The sequence below is a fragment of the Streptomyces sp. NPDC028368 genome, assembly GCF_055565615.1.
In genome coordinates this window covers 233035-252200 of the sequence record NZ_JBVHTY010000005.1, presented here as the reverse complement: position 1 = coordinate 252200, position 19166 = coordinate 233035, and the positions used below count along the sequence as shown (strand labels likewise).

General features: G+C 71.6%; 16 protein-coding genes. 3 read left to right on the top strand and 13 right to left on the bottom strand.

The annotated features are described in order from the left end of the window. Positions 1-273 precede the first annotated feature (273 nt). The gene (locus tag ACZ4S3_RS13965) at positions 274-1953 is read left to right on the top strand and encodes a protein kinase domain-containing protein (protein ID WP_467931950.1); all 1680 of its coding nucleotides are present in this window, start codon (positions 274-276) and stop codon (positions 1951-1953) included. An 89-nt stretch (positions 1954-2042) separates the two neighbouring features. On the opposite strand, the gene ACZ4S3_RS13960 is transcribed toward ACZ4S3_RS13965, so the two are convergent. From ACZ4S3_RS13960 to pdhA, 9 genes are all read right to left on the bottom strand, one after another. Next, the gene (locus ACZ4S3_RS13960) at positions 2043-2606 is read right to left on the bottom strand and encodes a bacterial proteasome activator family protein (RefSeq protein ID WP_467931949.1); all 564 of its coding nucleotides are present in this window, start codon (positions 2604-2606) and stop codon (positions 2043-2045) included. Positions 2607-2839: 233 nt separating this feature from the next. After that, positions 2840-3685: a hypothetical protein gene (locus ACZ4S3_RS13955; RefSeq protein WP_467931948.1), complete on the bottom strand. Its 846-nt coding sequence runs from the start codon at positions 3683-3685 to the stop codon at positions 2840-2842. 188 nt (positions 3686-3873) lie between these two features. Continuing rightward, entirely contained in the window at positions 3874-4851 is a 978-nt protein-coding gene (locus tag ACZ4S3_RS13950) for an NAD(P)H-quinone oxidoreductase (RefSeq protein WP_467931947.1), read from the bottom strand. A 97-nt stretch (positions 4852-4948) separates the two neighbouring features. Beyond that, on the bottom strand, positions 4949-6109 hold the full coding sequence (locus tag ACZ4S3_RS13945; protein WP_467931946.1) for a potassium channel family protein: 1161 nt from the start codon (positions 6107-6109) through the stop codon (positions 4949-4951). Continuing rightward, the gene (locus ACZ4S3_RS13940; RefSeq protein ID WP_467931945.1) at positions 6106-7719 is read right to left on the bottom strand and encodes a molybdopterin molybdotransferase MoeA; all 1614 of its coding nucleotides are present in this window, start codon (positions 7717-7719) and stop codon (positions 6106-6108) included. Before ACZ4S3_RS13940 ends, ACZ4S3_RS13945 begins: the two co-directional genes overlap by 4 nt. Next, entirely contained in the window at positions 7716-8621 is a 906-nt protein-coding gene (locus ACZ4S3_RS13935; protein WP_467931944.1) for an NTP transferase domain-containing protein, read from the bottom strand. Before ACZ4S3_RS13935 ends, ACZ4S3_RS13940 begins: the two co-directional genes overlap by 4 nt. Positions 8622-8687: 66 nt before the next feature. After that, complete coding sequence (locus ACZ4S3_RS13930) at positions 8688-10115, bottom strand: dihydrolipoamide acetyltransferase family protein (protein WP_467931943.1); 1428 nt, start codon at positions 10113-10115, stop codon at positions 8688-8690. Continuing rightward, positions 10115-11143 carry an alpha-ketoacid dehydrogenase subunit beta gene (locus tag ACZ4S3_RS13925; protein WP_467931942.1) on the bottom strand — a complete coding sequence of 343 codons (1029 nt, stop codon included), beginning with the start codon at positions 11141-11143 and terminating at the stop codon, positions 10115-10117. The genes ACZ4S3_RS13930 and ACZ4S3_RS13925 overlap by 1 nt, the downstream gene beginning before the upstream one ends. Next, positions 11140-12300, bottom strand: coding sequence for a pyruvate dehydrogenase (acetyl-transferring) E1 component subunit alpha (gene pdhA / locus ACZ4S3_RS13920; protein ID WP_467931941.1), 1161 nt, complete (start codon positions 12298-12300; stop codon positions 11140-11142). The genes ACZ4S3_RS13925 and pdhA overlap by 4 nt, the downstream gene beginning before the upstream one ends. A gap of 223 nt (positions 12301-12523) precedes the next feature. On the opposite strand from pdhA, the gene ACZ4S3_RS13915 reads away from it, so the two are divergent. Further along, entirely contained in the window at positions 12524-13060 is a 537-nt protein-coding gene (locus ACZ4S3_RS13915) for an Lrp/AsnC family transcriptional regulator (RefSeq protein ID WP_467931940.1), read from the top strand. 21 nt (positions 13061-13081) lie between these two features. On the opposite strand, the gene ACZ4S3_RS13910 is transcribed toward ACZ4S3_RS13915, so the two are convergent. Then, positions 13082-13672 carry a TetR/AcrR family transcriptional regulator gene (locus ACZ4S3_RS13910; RefSeq protein WP_467931939.1) on the bottom strand — a complete coding sequence of 197 codons (591 nt, stop codon included), beginning with the start codon at positions 13670-13672 and terminating at the stop codon, positions 13082-13084. 2 nt (positions 13673-13674) lie between these two features. Continuing rightward, positions 13675-15195, bottom strand: coding sequence for a 3-hydroxyacyl-CoA dehydrogenase (locus ACZ4S3_RS13905; RefSeq protein WP_467931938.1), 1521 nt, complete (start codon positions 15193-15195; stop codon positions 13675-13677). Between the two features lie 209 nt (positions 15196-15404). Between ACZ4S3_RS13905 and paaN the strand changes: the two genes are divergently transcribed. After that, a complete protein-coding gene (paaN, locus tag ACZ4S3_RS13900; protein WP_467931937.1) occupies positions 15405-17087 on the top strand; it encodes a phenylacetic acid degradation protein PaaN in 1683 nt (560 codons plus the stop codon). 31 nt (positions 17088-17118) lie between these two features. Here the strand turns inward: paaN and ACZ4S3_RS13895 are convergent, their stop codons facing one another. Both ACZ4S3_RS13895 and ACZ4S3_RS13890 read right to left on the bottom strand, forming a co-directional pair. Beyond that, a complete protein-coding gene (locus tag ACZ4S3_RS13895) occupies positions 17119-17817 on the bottom strand; it encodes a TrmH family RNA methyltransferase (protein WP_467932501.1) in 699 nt (232 codons plus the stop codon). Between the two features lie 17 nt (positions 17818-17834). Continuing rightward, positions 17835-19160: an HTTM domain-containing protein gene (locus ACZ4S3_RS13890; protein WP_467931936.1), complete on the bottom strand. Its 1326-nt coding sequence runs from the start codon at positions 19158-19160 to the stop codon at positions 17835-17837. Between the last annotated feature and the right edge of the window lie 6 nt (positions 19161-19166).

Here is a 19166-nt window from a genome sequence, read left to right as displayed (position 1 = left end):
GTCTCGGTCTTCGCTACAGCACGCTACAGGTTCGACGACACCCACCGGTCCGTCGTGGACCGGTCATCAAACCGCCCGGATGCCAGTAGGGGCAAGTTCACCAGGGGTAGTCGACGGCGCAAAAGATCTCTCACCCGTGACCGGATCTTGCACATCTGGTCACGGAACGGGCACACGGCTTGACGTGTCCGGGCCCTGGGGCAGACTTGGCTGCGGAATTCCAGAATTTGATCGCGATACGTACGGGCCGTGCGCCCAGGGGGAAGCGGAACCATGAGCCAGGACGGCGCTCAAGGCCAATTCGAGGGCCGTTCGGTCGGCGGAGGACGTTACCAGCTTCGTGATCTTCTGGGCGCGGGCGGAATGGCGTCCGTGCACCTCGCGTACGACAGCGTGCTGGACCGCGAGGTCGCGATCAAGACACTGCACACCGAGCTCGGCCGCGAGCAGGCATTCCGCGAGCGCTTCCGCCGCGAGGCGCAGGCCGTGGCGAAGCTCACGCACACCAATATCGTCTCGGTCTTCGACTCCGGCGAGGACGAGCTCGACGGCAGCATGGTGCCGTACATCATCATGGAGTACGTCTCCGGACAGCCGCTGCGCTCGGAGCTCGACAACGACGTCGCCCAGCACGGCGCGATGCCGACCGAGAAGGCGCTGAAGATCACCGCGGATGTGCTCGCCGCGCTCGAGGCAAGCCATGAGATGGGCCTGGTCCACCGGGACATCAAGCCGGGCAACGTCATGATGACCAAGCGCAATGTCGTCAAGGTCATGGACTTCGGTATCGCCCGCGCCATGCAGTCCGGCGTGACGTCCATGACGCAGACCGGCATGGTCGTCGGCACTCCGCAGTATCTGTCGCCCGAGCAGGCGCTGGGCCGCGGCGTGGATGCCCGCTCCGACCTCTACTCCGTCGGCATCATGCTCTTCGAGCTGCTGACCGGGCAGCTGCCCTTCGACGCGGACTCCCCGCTGGCCATCGCCTACGCCCATGTGCAGGAAGAGCCGCCGGTTCCCTCGAGCATCAACCGCTCGGTGCCGCCGGCGGTGGACGCGCTGGTGGCCCGTGCGCTGAAGAAGAACCCCAATGAGAGGTTCCCGACCGCCGAGGCGATGCAGGACGAGTGCCTGCGGATCGCCGGGTCCGCCCAGTCAGGGTCGTCGCCGCTGATCATCAGCGAGGGCCCGCGGGCGCGCTCGAGCGGCTCGTCGGTGTCCTCCGCGGTGTTCCCCACCGCGAGCGGCAATCCGCACACCCCGGTGCCGCCGAGCGTGCAGCAGCCGTATCAGCCGACGCAGGCGGCCTACGGTCCCTCGACTCCGCCGCCGGTGAACAACGCCTACCCGACCCCGGCACCGGCGCCCGCGCAAACCCCCGCGCCGTTCAACAGCGGCGGCTACCAGGCCCCGCCGACGTTCACGCCGCCGCCGATGGCTCCATCGATGCCGCCGACCGGTGGGCCCGGGGCGCCCCGTAAGAACAACACTGCGGTGATCGTCGTCTCGGCGATAGTCGGTGTCGTCGTGGTCACCGCGATCGCGATCGGAATCGGTCTGAGCGCTGGGGGTTCCACCAGCAACACCGGCAGCGACGACCCGACGTCGACGTACACGACGTCCTCCGACTCGGCGTCGCCCACCCAATCCACCGCGCCCGAGGACACCAGTTCGCCGTCGATCCCGACGACCAAGTGCACCGACCCGGAGAAGGTCATGTACGGCGACGACAAGGGCGAGATCTACTTCCCGTCCCTCTCGTACAGAAACCTCAACTCGGTGAAGGCGTGCCTGGACGCCGCACACTGGAAGTACAAGATCACCGAGAAAGACGGCTACTACACCTCCAAGAACACCATCTTGGAGCAGATACCCTCGAGCTTCGATCACTGGGACCCGGACAGCGGCGAGACGATCCAGCTGACCGTCACCTCCGGGCACTACGGCAGCTGACCTGGGCACACAACAAACGGGAGGGGCCGGCACACACTGTGTGCCGGCCCCTCTTGCCATGAGGTGCGCTGGGCCGCGGCCTGGAGCAATCAGAGATACGGGCCCGAGCGGGCACCGCCATGACCGGGCTGGCCGTCGTCGCCTTCGCTCGGGGCACCGGGCGGCAGGGCGCGGCGCATCGACTCCAGCTGGGCGCGGGCGGCCATCTGCTGGGCGAACAGCGCGGTCTGGATGCCGTGGAAAAGGCCCTCCAGCCAGCCCACCAGCTGGGCCTGGGCGATGCGCAGCTCCGCATCCGTCGGCACCGATTCGTCGGTGAACGGCAGGGAGAGCCGTTCCAGCTCCTCCACCAGCTCGGGCGCCAGCCCGTCCTCCAGCTCCTTGACCGAGCTGGAGTGGATCTCCTTGAGACGAACCCGGCTCGCCTCGTCCAGAGGAGCGGCCTTCACTTCCTCCAGCAGCTGCTTGATCATGCTGCCGATGCGCATGACCTTCGCAGGCTGTTCAACCATGTCCGTCACCGGAACCTCGCGGGGCTCTTCGCCGTCTTGCCCGCCGCCAACGGAGCCGGCGCTGCCGAGCGCCATGCCGTCCGGGCCGACAACCAGGACGTGTGGGTTCTCCTGCGACCGTTCGTTCATCGGCATATCCATGCCGCCATTGTCGCGTACCCCCACGTTGCCGAGTTGCCCGCCGTGCTCCTTCTGTGGATTTGGGCTCGCCCGGCAGCGGGACCGGTGGAGGCTGTGGAGTTGACCGCGAGCTGTGTTTGTGGGGACGGCGGCAGACCTGCGGCGGCTTGGTTTCACGTGAAACGGTGGTTATCCGGTGGAGCGGTGGTTTTCCGGTGAAGCGGGCTGTTTCACGTGAAACATCGGGCCACGCGTCAGCGGCGGCGCAAGCGCAGGCCGAGGAAGGCCAGTCCGAGGCCGGTGAGCGCCAGGCCGGCACCCATCGGGAGAACGCGTTCGACCGGAGCCGTTGGGCTTTCCAGGGCGTACGGGCTCGCGGAGGCGGCCGGGTCGGCGTCGACGTCGTCGGGTGGCGTGGGGCGCTGCTTCTTGGGCTTGGCGGGCGGCTGCAGCGGCTTGTACGGGCGCTGGTGGAGGTGTCCCGCGACGTCGGAACGGGGCGAGGCCGAGGGCGAGGGCCGGGAGGGGGCGTGCTTGCGGGGTGCGGGCTTGGGGGGCGCGGGTGCCGGGTCGGACGGCGCCGTACGGTCCGGGTTCTGTGCGCCTTCGGGTGGGCCCTCGGGGGGATCGGCGTACTCGGGGTCCGTGGAGTCCGAGGAGTCCGTGGAGTCGTCCCCCGGTGCCGGAGCGGAGTCCGGGTCGGACCGGTGCTGGCGGTCGTTCCACGGGAGGTAGTCGGGCGGGTCATCCGGATAGCGCGGCATCTCATCCGGGATCTCCGCGACGAAGTCCCGCAGGCTGGGGAGGTCCGGGACCTCCATGTCGGCGTCCGGCCGCGGGATCTCGGGCGGATACCCCAGCGACTCCGGGCGGCCGGGGTGTCCGCGGCCTTCCCCCGCGCGGCTTCCAGCGAGCGGTGGATCCTCCGCATAGCTGTCGGGCAGTGCATGCCGGTGTACGAGGTGCGGAGGGCGGACGAAGAGGGTGGTGCGCTGCTCCGCGGCCGCCGCGGTGGTGGTCGCCAGTGGGACGGGCAGGGCGGCGGCGGCCACCAGCAGACCGGTGGTGATGCGCGAACGGAATCCTGGAGCCACAGCCATGCCCCTCCCGTGCCGAGCCGTCGAGTGACATGCCCAGAGTCACATGTGACTACATTCACGACATCTTGGACATGTCATTCGGGTTATGTGTCGCGGACGGGAGGGACCGCGGAAGGCGGGGTCTTCGGCCACGCCGGCAGGGCTCCGAGTGGTCGGCGTACGCGGAGCCTGCCGGTGGCGCCGGCCGGTCAGACCGTCAGCACGACCTTGCCTACATGGGCGCTCGCGTCCACCACACGATGTGCCTCGGCGGCGTCCGCCATCGGGAGGGTGCGGTCCACGATCGGCCGCACCTGGCCGTTGCCGATCAGCGGCCAGACGTGTTCACGAACCGCCGCGACAATGGCCGCCTTCTCGCTCAGCGGGCGGGCCCGCAGCCCCGTGGCGGTGATCGCGGCGCGCTTGGCGAGCAGGGCGGCGAGATTCAGCTCCGCCTTCACCCCGCCCTGCATCCCGATGATCGCCAGCCGCCCGCTGACCGCCAGCGCCTTGACGTTCTTCTGCAGGTACTTCGCACCGATGATGTCGAGGATGACATCCGCGCCCTTGCCGTCGGTGGCCTTGCGGAGCTCCTGGACGAAGTCCTGCTCGCGGTAGTCGATGAGGATGTCCGCGCCGAGCTCGGCGCAACGGGCCAGCTTCTCGGGGCCGCCGGCGGTGACCGCGACCCGCGCGCCGACCGCCTTGGCCAGCTGGATCGCCATCGTGCCGATGCCGCTGGCGCCGCCGTGCACCAGCAGCGTTTCGCCGGGCCGCAGATGCGCGATCATGAAGACGTTCGACCAGACGGTGCACGCCACCTCGGGCAGCGCGGCGGCCGTCACCAGGTCCAGGCCGGGCGGCAGCGGCAGCACCTGTCCCGCCGGGACGGCGACCTTCTCCGCGTAACCGCCGCCCGCCAGCAGCGCACACACCTCGTCGCCGATGGCCCAGCCGTGCACGCCGGGCCCGACCGCGGCGATCCGGCCGGAGCATTCCAGACCGGGGTATGGCGAGGAGCCGGGCGGCGGGTCGTAGAAGCCCTGGCGCTGCAGCAGGTCCGCGCGGTTCACGGCGCTGGCCACAACCTCGATGAGGACCTCGCCCTCCGCGGGCTGCGGATCGGGCACGTCCGCCCAGACAAGTGCTTCGGGGCCACCGGGCTCCGGGATAGTGATCGCTCGCATGAGCGCGAGGCTACTCGCCGACCGGGCAGGGGGCGATGGGGCGGGGTCCGCGGACCACCGCCGGGTGGCGTGCCGTCACGTGCTGAAGGGCGTCCGGCTACTCGTCCATCCGGTGCTCGTCCGCCCTGCGCATCGGTGAGACGCCGGTGCCGGGCAGCGTCGGGGACTGGGCGCGGTTCTGCCTGCCGGGGAGGTCCTGCTCCGCCGTCGCCGCCGCGCGGACGATCGTGATGAGCCGGTCCGCGGACTGCAGCGGGCTGGCCGCCGGGTCGTCGTAACCGATCAGGCGGTGGCCGCGCAGCACGGAAACGACCAGGTCGTCGGTCTCTCGTACGGACTTGCCGACTTCGGACTTCACCACCGGCCGCTCGATCAGGTCCAGCCCGCTGCCCTGCTGGATCAGATCCTCCATGACGGTGCCCGCGCTGGGGCTGTGCACCGAGAGCCCCAGCAGTCGTCCGGCCGCGCTCGCCGAAGTGATCACGGCGTCGGCGCCCGACTGCCGCAGCAGCGGGGCGTTCTCCTCCTCGCGCACCGCCGCGACGATATTGGCCCGCTTGTTGAGCTGACGGGCGGTCAACGAGACCAGGACCGCGGTGTCATCGCGCTGGGTGGCGATCACGACCTGGTGCGCCCGCTGGATCTCCGCCCGCAGCAGCACATCGCTGCGGGTCGCATCGCCGACCACCCCCGCGAACCCCTCGGCCACCGCCGCCTCGATCACCTTGACGCTCGGGTCGACGATGACGATGCGGTCGCGGGTCAAGCCCGTGGCGCAGAGGGTCTGCACGGCGCTGCGGCCCTTGGTTCCGTAACCGACGATGACGGTGTGGTCGCGCAAGACGGTTCTCCAGCGTTTCAGTTGCCACTGCTCGCGGGTGCGCTCGGTCAGCACCTCAAGCGTCGTACCGACCAGGATGATCAGGAAGAGCACCCGCAGCGGCGTGATGAGCAGGATGTTCAGCAGCCGCGCACTGTCCCCGTACGGGACGATGTCGCCGTATCCCGTGGTCGAGAGCGTCACGGTCGCGTAGTAGACGCAGTCGAGGAAATCCACCGAGCCGTTGGCGTTGTCGTGGTACTCCGCGCGGTCGATCCACACGATGAAGACCGTCGCGAGCAGGACCAGCAGCGCCATCATCAGCCGCCGGGCGACCTGCCGCAGCGGCGCCTTGGGAGCGCGGCGCGGCAGTATCACCCGGTGGGAGCGGTCCTCGGGGACGTCGCGCGCCGCGGCGTCGTGGGACGGGAGCTTCACTCGGCGCCTCCGGCAAGGCCGTGCGAGGCCGCGGTCCCGGGCGGTGACCAGTCCGCCGGCCAGGGGAGTTCGAGGAGTTCGACCTCGGTGCCGCGATCGCCGCCGCCGGGCGGGATGACGGCCAGCGCGTCGGCGGCGGCGATCCCGCGCAGCATGGCGGGGCCGTGGAAGTGCAGCGGTTCGGCCATCAGCCCGTACCGCTCGTCGTCGCGATAGGCCACGGGGACGAGCCGGGTGTCGCGCGGATGTCCCTGGGCCGAGGACCACAGCGGCGTGCGGTACGCGGCCGGGGTGCGCCGGGCGGACAGCGTACGAAGCAGCGGCTCGGCAAGGGTGAGCAGCCCGGAGACGGCGGCGAGGGGGTTGCCGGGGAGCCCGACCAGGTGGCGGTGCGGGGTGATCCGGGCGAGCAGCATGGGGTGACCGGGGCGCACCTCGACACCATTCACCAGCACCTCGGAGCCCAGGCGGCGCAGCGTGGGGTGCACATGGTCGACGGGACCCGCCGCCGTGCCGCCGGTGGTGATGACGACATCGGCCCGAGACCCGGCGATCGCCTCGTACAGCGTGTCGAGGTCATCGGCGAGGTGGCGTGGCGCGGCCGCATCGGCGCCCAGCGCATGCAGCCAGGGGCCGAGCATCGGGCCGAGCGCGTCCCGGATCCGGCCCTCGTGCGGCAGGCCGTGGCGCAGCAGCTCATCGCCCAGGACGAAGACGTCGACCCGCGGGCGGGGGTAGGTGGTCAGCTCGTCGTACCCCGCGGCCGCGGCCAGGCCGAGGACCGCGGGCGTCACCAGGGTGCCGGTCGACAGCAGGTGGTCGCCGCGGCGGCACTCCTGGCCGCGCGGCCGGATGTCCTGGCCCGGTGACGCGAGCCGCTGGGCATACAGCCGGGTCCGCCCGTCGCTCAGCTCCCGCACCTCGCCGTGCTCGCTGCGCAGCACGGCCGTGGCGCCGGCCGGGACCCGCGCCCCGGTGGCGATGGGGATCGCGTGACCGTCGGGGAGCGGCCCGGTGGGGGCGTGACCGGCGAGGATGCCGGGGCGGTGGCCGGTGGCGTCGCCGGGGGGATCGAGGTGCCAGGGGCCGGGTCCGGAGACCGCCCAGCCGTCCATGGCCGAGGTGTCGAAGGACGGCAGGTCGGTGAGCGCGGCCAGCGGTGCGGCCAGCGTATGGCCGAGCGCGTCGCCCAGCGGTGCCGTCTCGGGCGGGAGCGGGCCGGGCACGGCGCGGCGGGCGAGGTCGCGAGCGGAGTGCCAGGCGGTGGGGGTGACCGGAGCGGGGTCGGGGTCGGCGGGGCCGGGGGATTCGACGTGAGGGCCGGCGGGGGACGAGGGGGCAGGGGCAGGCGTGCTGCCGGTCCCGGGGGCGTTGGCCGGGGTGGCGCCCGGCGGTGCGCCGTTGGGCCCGTGCGCGGCGTACGGCCCGTGCGCGGCATACGGGCCACTCGCGTCGTACGGCCCGGTCGCCTCGAACACGCCGCCCGCGCCGTACGCCCGCCCCGCCCCGTACGACGCGCTCGCGGCTTCGCGCCGGGCGCCCGCCGTCACGGCTTCGTTGGCCAGTGCGAGCGCGTCGTCCAGCGCGGCGTCGAACTCCCCGTCAGTCATTGCGCGGGCTTCGTTTCGCCACCCGTGGCGCCGTTGGTGCCGTCCGCGCTCTCCTCGCCCTCGGCGGCCCAGCGGTTCGCAAGGGCGGCGGCCCGGTGCGCCAGCTCGGTCACATCGCGGCCCTGCTGCCCTGCCGCGTACCCGATCAGAAAGGTCGTCAGCGGCGCCGCCGGGCGGGCCACGCCGTGTGCCGCATCGCGGGCGAGGTCGAGCAGGGCCGCGGTATCGACATCGAGCTCGATGCCCAGTTCGGCCTTGACGGTGGTGATCCATTCGTCCAACACGTGTCCATGCTCCCTGATGCGAGCGCGTGCCGCGCCGATGTCTTCCCAGGTGTCGCAGTCGAAGGATGCCGTGGACGTGGCGTCCGGGACCCGTTCGAGCGTCAGCTCGGACAGCAGGGCGCGCAGCGGCAGTCCGGCCAGGGTGCCGTGTTCGGCGCACAGCAGGGCCAGTTCGCGGCGCAGCGACTCGGCCCGGTAGGCGGCGACCAGCGGCTGGTCCCGCCCGTCGGCGTCCCGCAGCACGGCACCGTCGCGAGGCGCGCCACCGTCCGCGGTCCCGGTCGCCGCCGCGAGGAGGCCCCGTACGGTCCCGGCCGTCAGGAACGGCAGATCGGCGGAGAGGACGAGGACCGTCGGGGCGGTGGTGTGCCGCAGGCCGGCGTCCAGCGCGGCGAGCGGGCCGCCGCCGGGCGGTTCCTCCAAAGCGCGGACGACGGGGCGGTCCACCGGGCGCCTGGGGCCGACGACGACGGTGACCGCCGCGTCGGCGCAGGCGGCGAGCACCCGGTCCAGCAGGGCGCGGCCGCCGACGGACAGGGCGGGTTTGTCCGCCCCGCCGAGCCGGCGGGCCGCTCCTCCGGCCAGCACGATGGAGTCGTAGTCGGTGTGGTCGCTCACCCCTTGAGTATCGCCAGGGGCGCCGCGTTCACACAGGAGTCACAGCCGCCAAAGTTTTCACGGCGGTCACAGAGTGCGCAGCAGCAGGGCCGGCTGCTCCACACAGTCGGCGACGAAGCGCAGGAAGCCGCCGGCCGTGGCGCCGTCGCACACCCGGTGATCGAAGGTGAACGACAGCTGGACGACCTGCCGGACGGCCAACTCGCCCTCATGCACCCAGGGTTTGGCGGCTATCCGGCCGACGCCGAGCATCGCGGCCTCGGGGTGGTTGATGATCGGCGTGGAGCCGTCGACGCCGAAGACGCCGTAGTTGTTGAGGGTGAAGGTGCCGTGGGTCAGCTCGGCCAGGGACAGGCCGCCGGACCGGGCCGTTTCCGTGAGCCGGGCCAGTTCGGCGGACAGCTCCTCGACGGTACGGGTATGGGCGTCGCGCACCACCGGGACGACCAGGCCGCGGTCGGTCTGCGCCGCGAAGCCCAGGTGGACGGCGGGCAGCCGGACGATCTCCTGGGTTGTGGTGTCGACGGTGGCGTTGAGATCGGGGAAGCGCGCCAGCGCGGCCGTGCAGATCCTGGCCAGCAGCGCGAGCAGAGACACCTTGGGGGCGCCGGGGACATTCATCGCCCGGCGGGTGGCAAGGAGTTCGGTGGCGTCGGCGTCCACCCAGCAGGTGGCGTCGGGGATCTCGCGGCGGCTGCGGCTGAACTTCTCGGCGGCGGCGCCCCGCATCCCCTTCAGCGGGATGCGCTCGGCTCCCGGTACCGCCCCGGTGGCTGGCGCGGTCCCGGTGGCGGGCGCGGTGGCCACCACATCCGCCACGGAGGCCGTCGCTGCGGCCGGCTCCCGCTCCCGGATCGCCCGCTCCACGTCCGATCGCAGAATCAGCCCGTCCCGCCCGGATCCGGTCAACGCCCGCAGATCCAGGTCGTTTTCCCGCGCCATCCGGCGCACCAGCGGCGAGATGACGGCCACCGGGGTGGTGGTATCGGGAGCCTGCGGGCCGGCCGCCACCGGGGCCACGGTCACGGCCTGGACCGGCTCAGGCGGACTCGGTACGCCGTTCGCAGGCCCCGGTCCCCCCGGCCGTTCCCCCGGCCGGATCCTGCGCCGCCGCGCCGCGGCCGCGCTCGTGCCGTACCCGACCAGCACATTCCCCGAGCCGGCGGCCTCCTGCGCGGTCCCGGCGCCGGAGACGCCCGTCCCTACGGCATCACCCGCCGCCCCGTCCCCCGCCATGTCGTCCGGTATCGCACCCACCGCCACCGTCACCAGGGGCGCCCCTACCGGGACCTCGGCCCCTTCCTCGCCGAAGCGGGCGGTGACCACCCCGCCATAGGGGCACGGCACCTCCACCATCGCCTTGGCGGTCTCCACCTCCACCACCGGCTCGTCGACGGCCACCACCTGGCCGACCTCGACCAGCCACTGCACGATCGTCGCCTCGGTGAGGCCCTCCCCCAGGTCGGGCAGGGTGAATTCGCGGACCACGGCCATCACTCACCACGTCCCTCGGTCCAGTCCGACTCCCACTGGAGGCGGGCGACGGTGTCCAGGATCCGGTCCACACCGGGCAGATGGTGCCGCTCCAGCATCGGCGGCGGATACGGGATGTCGAAGCCGGCCACCCGCAGCACCGGCGCCTCCAGATGATGGAAGCAGCGCTCGGTGATCCGCGCGGCGATCTCGCCACCGGGGCCGCCGAACCCGGCCGACTCATGGACGACCACGGCGCGCCCGGTACGCCGTACCGACGCACAGACCGCGTCGTCGTCGAACGGCATCAACGAGCGCAGATCGAGGACCTCCAGGTCCCAGCCCTCGGCGCGGGCGGCCTCGGCGGCCTCCAGACACACCGGCAGCGACGGGCCATAGGTGATCAGGGTGGCACTCTCGCCGCGGCGCCGGATCTCGGCGCGGCCTATGGGGGCGACCGGCGCGGGGGCGTCGGGCGACCAGTCGTCCTTGGACCAGTACAGCCGCTTGGGCTCCAGGAACACGACCGGGTCGTCGGAGGCGATGGCGGCACGCAGCAGCCCGTAGGCGTCCGCGACGGTCGCCGGGGTGACCACCTGGAGGCCGGGGGTGGCCAGGTAGTAGGCCTCGGAGGAGTCGCTGTGGTGCTCGACACCGCCGATCCCGCCGCCGTAGGGGATCCGGATGGTCAGCGGCATCGGCACGGCGCCCTGTGTGCGGTTGCGCATCCGGGCGACATGGCTGACCAGCTGCTCGAACGCCGGGTAGGCGAACGCGTCGAACTGCATCTCCACGACCGGCCGCAGCCCGTACATGGCCATGCCGACGGCTGTGCCGAGGATGCCGGCCTCGGCGAGCGGGGTGTCGCTGCAGCGGTCCTCGCCGAACTCCTTGGCCAGGCCGTCGGTGACCCGGAAGACGCCGCCCAGGGCGCCGACGTCCTCGCCCATGAGATGCACGGTCGGGTCCTCGGCCATGGCGTCGTGCAGCGCGCGGGTCAGCGCCTGCGCCATGGTGGCGGGCTTGCGGGCGGCCGCGGTGGTCGTCATGGCCTGGTCTCCTCGGCGGGCGTCTGCTCGGCGTCCAGCTCGGCGCGCAACTGCGCAGCCTGGTCGCGTAGTTGGCTGGTCTGCTCGGCGTAGACGTGAGTGAACAGATCCATCGGGTCGAGCACCGGGTCCTGGTTCATCCGCTCCCGCAGGTCGGCCGCCAGCTGCTCGGCGCCGTCCCGGGCGGCGCCGGCGAACTCGTCGGTGAGCAGATCGCGGGCGGCCAGCTCGCGCTCCAGAAGGGCTATCGGGTCATGCGCCCGCCAGGTCTCGACCTCGGCATCGGTGCGGTAGCGGGTGGCGTCGTCGGCGTTGGTGTGCGCCTCGATGCGGTAGGTGACGGCCTCGATCAGGGTGGGGCCGCCGCCCCGGCGGGCCCGCGCTACGGCCTCGGTGATGACCTCGTGCAGCGCGGGCGCGTCATTGCCGTCCACCAGGCGGCCGGGCATGCCGTAGCCGACCGCCTTGTGAGCCAGGGAGGGGGCGGCGGACTGCTTGGCGAGCGGTACGGAGATCGCGAAGCCGTTGTTCTGGACGAGGAAGACGGCCGGCGCCTGCCAGACCGCCGCGAAATTCAGCGCCTCGTGGAAATCGCCCTCGCTCGTGCCGCCGTCGCCCACCATGGCCAGCGCCACGACGTCGTCGCCCTTGAGGCGGGCGGCGTGCGCCAGGCCCACGGCATGCGGGAGCTGGGTGGCGAGCGGGGTGCACAGGGGGGCGATGCGGTGCTCGTGCGGGTCGTATCCGGTGTGCCAGTCGCCGCGCAGCAGGGTCAGCGCCTGTACGGGGTCGAGGCCGCGGGCCACGGCGGCGAGGGTGTCGCGGTAGCTGGGGAAGAGCCAGTCGCGGTCCTCCAGGGCCAGCGCGGCGGCGACCTGGCAGGCCTCCTGCCCGGTGGAGGAGGGATAGACCGCCAGCCGTCCCTGCCGGGTCAGAGCCGTGGCCTGGGCGTTGTAGCGGCGGCCGCGCACCAGCTGGACGTAGAGCCGCTTGAGCAGGCCCGCATCGAGCCCGCGGGCGGCGTCCGTCCCCAGGAGGCGGTACGGCTCGGCGTCCGGCAGGAGGGGCGCGGGGTCGACGCGCGGCCGCCAGTCGGGCGGCGGGCCGGGCAGACCGCTCTTGTTCCTGCTGCTGCCGGGCTGCTCAAGGACCGTCATGACGAGCACCTCCTCGGATCGAAGGGGCGGCGCGAGGCGCCTGATAGGGGTGGTGGCGGGCGACTCATGGGCAGGATGCATCCGGTCGGGGCGGGTGAGCCCTTCCCTACCGATTGTTCGGTCGCCAATGCATTTTGGCTACAGGCGGACTCAGCCTGTGGACAAACGGTTCTCCACAGCTTCAGATGAATGCAGGACGTCCACAACGGGGAGGCGGGACCATATGCGGGACGAACAGATGGCCAATCCGGGCGGACAGCCGTCGGCGGCGTCCGCCCCGCCTGCACCGCCCGCGCGCCCCCTGGACACCGTCGACCGCGCGATCCTGCGCATGCTGCAGACCGACGGCCGGGCCTCGATACGTTCCGTCGCCGAGCGGGTCCATGTCTCGCGTGCCAACGCCTACGCACGGATCAACCGGCTGATCGACGACGGCGTCATACGCGGCTTCAGCGCCCTTGTCGACCAGGAACGCGCAGGTCAGGGCGCATCCGCATATATCACGCTGAAGATCGTGCAGAACTCCTGGCGGACCGTGCGCAGGCAGCTCACGGCGCTTCCCGGGGCGTCCCACATCGCGCTGGTCAGCGGCGATTTCGACGTACTGCTGCTGGTCCACACCAAGGACAACCGGGAACTGCGGGAACTGGTCCTCACCCGCATCCAGTCGATCCCGGAGGTGCTCAGCACCCGCACCCTGCTGGTCTTCGAGGAGACCGAACTGGGGCCGGAGGAGGAGCCGGGCCCGGCCGCCCCGTAGGCCGCCGCCGGGTGGACGGCCTCAGTTCTTGCGCAGCCCCGCAAATGCCGTACGCACCACGGCCTCGGCCACCTCGTCCCGGCTCGCCGCGCCGCCGCGCCCCGGCCGGTACCACTCCGCAATCGAGTTGATCATGCCGAAGAGGAGCCGGGTGGCCAGCCGGATGTCGACGTCGTCCCGCAGATCACCATCGGCGGCCGCCTGCTTGAGCAGATCGGCGACCTCGTGGTCGAACTCGCGGCGGCGCCCCATGGCCCACCGCTCGGCGTCGGTGTTCCCGCGCACCCGCAACAGCAGCGTCACATAGGGGAGTTCGTCCATCAGCACCTCGGCCTCGCGCCGGGTGACGTACTCCAGCCGCTCGATCGCCCGCCCCTCGACGGCGCCCGGCTCCTCCAGGACGCCGAACAGTCCGTCCAGGGCGCGGCTTATCGCCCGGCGGAGCAGCTCTTCCTTGCTGCGTACATGGTGGTAGATCGAGGACTTGGAAATGCCGGCCGCCTTGGAGAGATGCTCCATGGAGGTGCCGTCATATCCGCGCTCGATGAACACCTCGACGGCGACCGCGAGCAGCGAATCGGGCGTATAGGTGTCGCGCTTGGCCATGGTCATGATTAGAGCACCTGTCCCTCCAGGTCCGCACGGCGCCTGAGGGCCCACGACGGTGCGTAGCGGCCACCGGCATTGTGGCGGTACATCGAATCCAGCAGGTCCCACACCCAGCGGGCGCCGAGGCGCTCGGCCCACTCCATGGGGCCACCGGGGTAATTCACACCCAGCCGCATCGCGGTGTCGATGTCCTTCGGCGTCGCCACCTCGCGCGCCGCCGCGTCCACGGCGAAATCCACGATCATCGCGATCGTACGGGCGGCGATCATGCCCGGCACGTCCTGGATGACGCTGACCTGCTTGCCGAGCGCCTGGAAGAGCCCGACCGCCTCCGCGAGGTCCGCCTCGGAGGCCCCCTGGGGGGCGGCCAGCGCGATCCGGGTCGCGGCCCGGTAGTCCAGCGAGAGATCGAACCGGATGCACCTGCCGTGCGCCGCGGTCGTCGCCGGACGGCCGTCGGTCAGCGCCAGCCGGGCCCCGCCGGGCAGCCGGATGAAGCCCTCGGACTCCCCCGGTGTGCGCTCACCGGTGATCTTGATGCCCGACTCCTCGATCAGCTCACCCAGCACCGCGGCGGGACCGGGCAGCGTCGCATGCAGGCCGACGGCCTCCGGGGCGGGACACGGCGCGGCCGTCCGGGGCGCGGGGCGCTGCGCCCCCTCGGCGTAGTCGAACCAGCCACGCCCGGACTTCCGGCCGTGCAGCCCGGACTCCACCAGGCGCCGCTGCGCCAGAGAGGGCGCGAACTTCGGGTCCTGGAAGAACGATGTCCACACCGAGTGGGTGACCGCCTCGTTCACGTCCTGGCCGATGAGGTCGGTCAGCTCGAACGGGCCCATCTTGAAGCCGGTGCCGTCGCGCAGTACGGCGTCGATGGTGGCGGGGTCGGCGACCCGCTCCTCGTAGGCGCGCAGGGCCTCGGCGTAGAAGGGGCGGGCGATGCGGTTGACGATGAACCCGGGGGTGTCCGCGCCGCGCACCGGTGTCTTGCCCCAGGCCGCGGCGGTGTCGTACGCGGTGGTGGCGGCGCGCTCGTCGGTGGCGAAGCCGCTGATCACCTCGACCAGGGGGAGCAGCGGGGCGGGGTTGAAGAAGTGCAGGCCCACGCAGCGGCCGGGGTGGCGCAGCGGGCCGGCGACGGCGGTCACGGAGAGGGAGGAGGTGTTGGTGGCCAGCAGGCAGTCCGCCGCCACGATGTCCTCCAGCGTGGTGAACAGCTCCTGTTTGGCCGGAAGTTGTTCCAGAATCGCCTCGATCACCAGCGCGGCGTCGGCCAGCTCGGCGAGGCCCGCGGCGGGGGAGAGGCGGCCGCGGGCGGCATCCCGCTCCTGCGAAGTGATCCGGCCTTTTTCGACGAGCCGGTCCAGCCGCCGCACGATGGCCGCGGCGGCCTGCCCGGCCCGCTCCGGCACCGCGTCCCAGAGCCGTACGCGGTGCCCGGCGACCAGCGCCACCTGCGCAATTCCCTGCCCCATGGTGCCGGTACCCACCACTGCCACGGTGCTGCCGGTCCCGATTGCCGTCATGGCGATTGATCCTCCCCGACCCGAGTTGTCCACAGGCATCCGGGACCCTCTTGCCCCGACCGATCGTTCGGTTACTCTAACTCCGTTGGCACTTCCGCTCCCAGTCCTTGGTTCCGATCTCACCGTCCTCGGTTGTGATCCACCGTCCTCGGTTCCGATCTCACCGCCTCATCCGCTCTCCGCCCGGCTCGACGAGGAGTTGGTCATCGATGGCCGCCGAAATGACCCCAGCGCAGTTGATCGAGAAGCACCGCCCCACCCTCGACCAGACGCTCGAAGCGATCCGTACCCGCGCGTACTGGTCGCCGCACCCCGAGCACCCCAAGGCGTACGGCGAGAGCGGCGCGGCCGACGGCCTGGCCGCGTTCGAGGCGCTGCGCGGCAAGCGCTTCGAACTGGACCAGCCCGGCACGGACGACTGGGCGGGCCAGGAAGTCTCCCCGTACGGCCCGGAGTTGGGCATCAGCTATCCGCACCCGGACGTGGACGTGCTGCTGCCCGCCATGCGTGCCGCGATCCCCGCCTGGCGGGACGCGGGCCCCGAGGCGCGGGCGGCCGTGTGCCTGGAGATCCTGGCGCGGATCAGCGCGCGCACCCATGAGTTCGCGCAGGCCGTGATGCACACCAGCGGACAGGCCTTCATGATGGCCTTCCAGGCGGGCGGGCCGCATGCCCAGGACCGCGGCCTGGAGGCGGTGGCGTACGCGTATGCCGAGCAGGTCCGCACCCCCGGGGAGGCGTCCTGGTCCAAGCCGCAGGGCAAGCGCGACCCGCTGGAGCTGACCAAGTCCTTCACGGCCGTGCCGCGCGGCGTCGCCCTGGTGATCGGCTGCAACACCTTCCCGACGTGGAACGGCTATCCGGGCCTGTTCGCCTCCCTGGCCACCGGTAACCCGGTGCTGGTCAAGCCGCATCCGCGGGCCGTGCTGCCGCTGGCGCTGACCGTCAAGGTGGCGCGCGAGGTGCTGGAGGAGGCCGGTTTCCCGGCCGACCTGGTGTGCCTGGCCGTGGACCGGCCGGGCGAGGGCCTGGCCAAGACGCTGGCGGTGCGCCCCGAGGTCCGCGTCATCGACTACACGGGCTCGACCGCCTTCGGCAACTGGCTGGAGACGCACGCCCGCCAGGCGCAGGTCTTCACGGAGAAGGCCGGCGTCAACACCGTCGTCATCGACTCCACCGACGACTACAAGGGCATGCTCGCCAACCTCGCCTTCTCCCTCTCGCTGTACAGCGGCCAGATGTGCACCACCCCGCAGAATCTGCTGATCCCGCGCGGCGGCATCACCACGGACGCCGGACCCAAGTCGTACGACGAGGTGGTCAGCGATCTCTCGGGCGCGGTGAACGGTCTGCTGGGTGACGACGCGCGAGCCAACGCCCTGCTGGGCGCAATCGTCAATCCGCAGGTCAAGGAGCGCATCGAGGCCGCATCGGGGCTCGGCGAGGTGGCGCTGGCCTCCCGCGAGGTGGCCAACCCCGACTTCCCCGGGGCCACGGTCCGTACGCCGGTGATCGTCAAGCTGGACGGCGCCAAGCCGGACTCGGAGGCGGCCTACCTCTCGGAGTGCTTCGGCCCGGTGTCCTTCGCGGTGGCCGTCGACTCGGCGGCCGACGCGGTGGAGCTGTTGCGGCGCACCGTACGCGACAAGGGCGCCATGACGGTCGGCGCGTACACCACCGACGCCGAGGTGGAGCGCCTCGTTCAGGACGCCTGCCTGGAGGAGTGCGCGCAGCTGTCGCTCAACCTCACCGGTGGCGTCTATGTGAACCAGACGGCGGCGTTCTCCGATTTCCACGGCTCCGGCGGCAACCCGGCGGCCAATGCGGCGCTGTGCGACGGCGCGTTCGTGGCGAACCGCTTCCGTACGGTCGAGGTGCGCCGGCCGGCGTAAGCCTCGGGCCTCTCGCGGGCCTCAGGGCCTCTCAGGGGGCCTCAGGGGCCTCGATACGGGCGTGGCGGCCGATCCAGGAGTGCATCGCGATGGCGGCCGCGGCGCCCGCGTTGATCGACCGGGTCGAGCCGAACTGCGCGATGGAGCAGACCAGGGAGGCGTGCCGGCGCGCCTCTTCGGTCAGCCCCGGCCCTTCCTGGCCGAAGAGCAGCACACACCGGCGCGGCAGCTCGGTCGTCTCCAGCGGCACGGCGCCGGGGAGGTTGTCGATCCCGATGATCGGCAGCTCCTCGGCGGCCGCCCAGGCGGTGAGGTCGGCGGTGTCCGGGTGATGGCGCACGTGCTGGTAGCGGTCGGTGACCATGGCGCCGCGGCGGTTCCAGCGGCGCTGCCCGACGATGTGGATCTCCTTGGCCAGGAACGCGTTCGCGGTCCGTACGACCGAGCCGATGTTGAAGTCGTGGCCCCAGTTCTCGACGGCCACGTGGAAGTCGTGGCGGCGGGTGTCGAGGTCGGCGACGATCGCCTCGCGCGTCCAGTAGCGGTAGTGGTCGACGACATTGCGGCGGTCGCCGTGCGCGAGCAGCTCGGGGTCGTAACGGGCATCCTGCGGCCAGGGCTGCGGGTGCGGGCCGACGCCGACCTTGGGGCCGTAGCCCTCGTCGTACTGGAGGGGCTCCGCGCCCGGGGCGGTGGCCTCGCCCTCCGGGGCGGTCGTCTCGCCGCCCAGGGCGGTTTTCTCGCTGCTCACCCCACGAGGGTATGGCCACCGCTGTCGCCGTGTGCACGGGCCTCCGGCTCGCCGCCACCGGCCGGGGATGCGACGCCGCGGCGGAACAGCCGCTTGCGCAGGCCCGACAGCCGGACGGAGAGCCAGGTCAGGAAGTTCGTCGGCAGGAAGACCGCGTCCGCCGCGATCATCGCGAGGGAGAAGAACGGCAGCCCGAGCAGGACCGCGATGGACAGGTGCTCGCAGATCATCGCGACCAGCAGCACATTCTTCAGCCGGCGGTTGGCGAGGGTGAAGGGGAAGGCCACCTGGACGATGACTGTCCCGTAGGTGAGCAGCATGACCATCAGGCCGCTGCTGCCGAGCACCTGGGACAGGTCCGGCCAGGGGGAGAAGTAGTCCAGGTGCATCGGGTAGAAGACCGCGGTGCCGTCCTGCCAGCGCGAACCCTGGATCTTGTACCAGCCGGCGGTGGCGTAGATCAGGCAGACCTCGACCATGATCACCAGCAGTGCGCCGTTGTGCGCGAGCTTGGCGAGGGTGTCCAGGACGATGCGCGGCTCCCCCGGCGCGTACCGCCGCACCGCCCACCACAGGCCGTGCACCGCCCACAGGCCCCACAGCGCCAGGCTCCAGCCGATGTGCGGGAAGGGGCCCTTGCCGAACCAGGTGAGGCCATAGGCTCCGAGCAGCTGGGCCACGGCCAGGGCGAGGCCGAGGACGGCCCACAGGAGGATGCCGGTGAGGTCGCGCTCCTCCCGGGCGGGGGTGCCGCCCCCGTTGGCGGCCGCCCGCTCGGCACGGCGGGCGTCCAGGGACCACACCTGGCCGCACCGGGTGAGCACGAGATACATCGACATCAGGTGGATGACGTTGTCGCCGCCGTCCCCCAGGAAGATGCTGCGGTTCTGCAGAGAGAGCACACCGACCATGAAGAGCACCGACATGGTGCGGGTGCGCCAGCCGAGCATCAGCAGGGCGCCGGCCACGATGGCCAGCACATAGACGCATTCGAACCAGCCGCTGCTGCCGGACCAGGGCAGTACGGAGAAGGCGTGGTTGCCGCCCAGGAGCCGGCGCGCCATGTCCAGGCTGAAGGGGCTGTCGGGGCCGTAGAGGGCGTGGCGGTTGGGCCATTCCCGCAGCAGGAACAGCAGCCAGGTCGCGGAGAACCCGATCCGGATCACGGCGGTCTGATACGGGGCCATCGCCCGGCTGGTGATCTGCAGGAAGCCGCGGCCGATGGCGCGCTCGAGCCGGGTCTCCTCGAGGGGTGTCTCCGGCTGCTGGGGCTGCTGGGTCTCGGGAGGTGTCCGGGGTTCGGTGGCCGACTGGTGCGGCATCGGTGA

Excerpts from the sequence above, each read along its gene's own strand:
- ACZ4S3_RS13965 (WP_467931950.1), top strand. The coding sequence starts at position 274 with ATGAGCCAGGACGGCGCTCAAGGCCAATTCGAGGGCCGTTCGGTCGGC.
- ACZ4S3_RS13960 (WP_467931949.1), bottom strand. The coding sequence starts at position 2,606 with ATGGATATGCCGATGAACGAACGGTCGCAGGAGAACCCACACGTCCTG.
- ACZ4S3_RS13955 (WP_467931948.1), bottom strand. The coding sequence starts at position 3,685 with ATGGCTGTGGCTCCAGGATTCCGTTCGCGCATCACCACCGGTCTGCTG.
- ACZ4S3_RS13950 (WP_467931947.1), bottom strand. The coding sequence starts at position 4,851 with ATGCGAGCGATCACTATCCCGGAGCCCGGTGGCCCCGAAGCACTTGTC.
- ACZ4S3_RS13940 (WP_467931945.1), bottom strand. The coding sequence starts at position 7,719 with ATGACTGACGGGGAGTTCGACGCCGCGCTGGACGACGCGCTCGCACTG.
- ACZ4S3_RS13930 (WP_467931943.1), bottom strand. The coding sequence starts at position 10,115 with ATGGCCGTGGTCCGCGAATTCACCCTGCCCGACCTGGGGGAGGGCCTC.
- ACZ4S3_RS13925 (WP_467931942.1), bottom strand. The coding sequence starts at position 11,143 with ATGACGACCACCGCGGCCGCCCGCAAGCCCGCCACCATGGCGCAGGCG.
- pdhA (WP_467931941.1), bottom strand. The coding sequence starts at position 12,300 with ATGACGGTCCTTGAGCAGCCCGGCAGCAGCAGGAACAAGAGCGGTCTG.
- ACZ4S3_RS13915 (WP_467931940.1), top strand. The coding sequence starts at position 12,524 with ATGCGGGACGAACAGATGGCCAATCCGGGCGGACAGCCGTCGGCGGCG.
- ACZ4S3_RS13910 (WP_467931939.1), bottom strand. The coding sequence starts at position 13,672 with ATGACCATGGCCAAGCGCGACACCTATACGCCCGATTCGCTGCTCGCG.
- ACZ4S3_RS13905 (WP_467931938.1), bottom strand. The coding sequence starts at position 15,195 with ATGACGGCAATCGGGACCGGCAGCACCGTGGCAGTGGTGGGTACCGGC.
- paaN (WP_467931937.1), top strand. The coding sequence starts at position 15,405 with ATGGCCGCCGAAATGACCCCAGCGCAGTTGATCGAGAAGCACCGCCCC.
- ACZ4S3_RS13890 (WP_467931936.1), bottom strand. The coding sequence starts at position 19,160 with ATGCCGCACCAGTCGGCCACCGAACCCCGGACACCTCCCGAGACCCAG.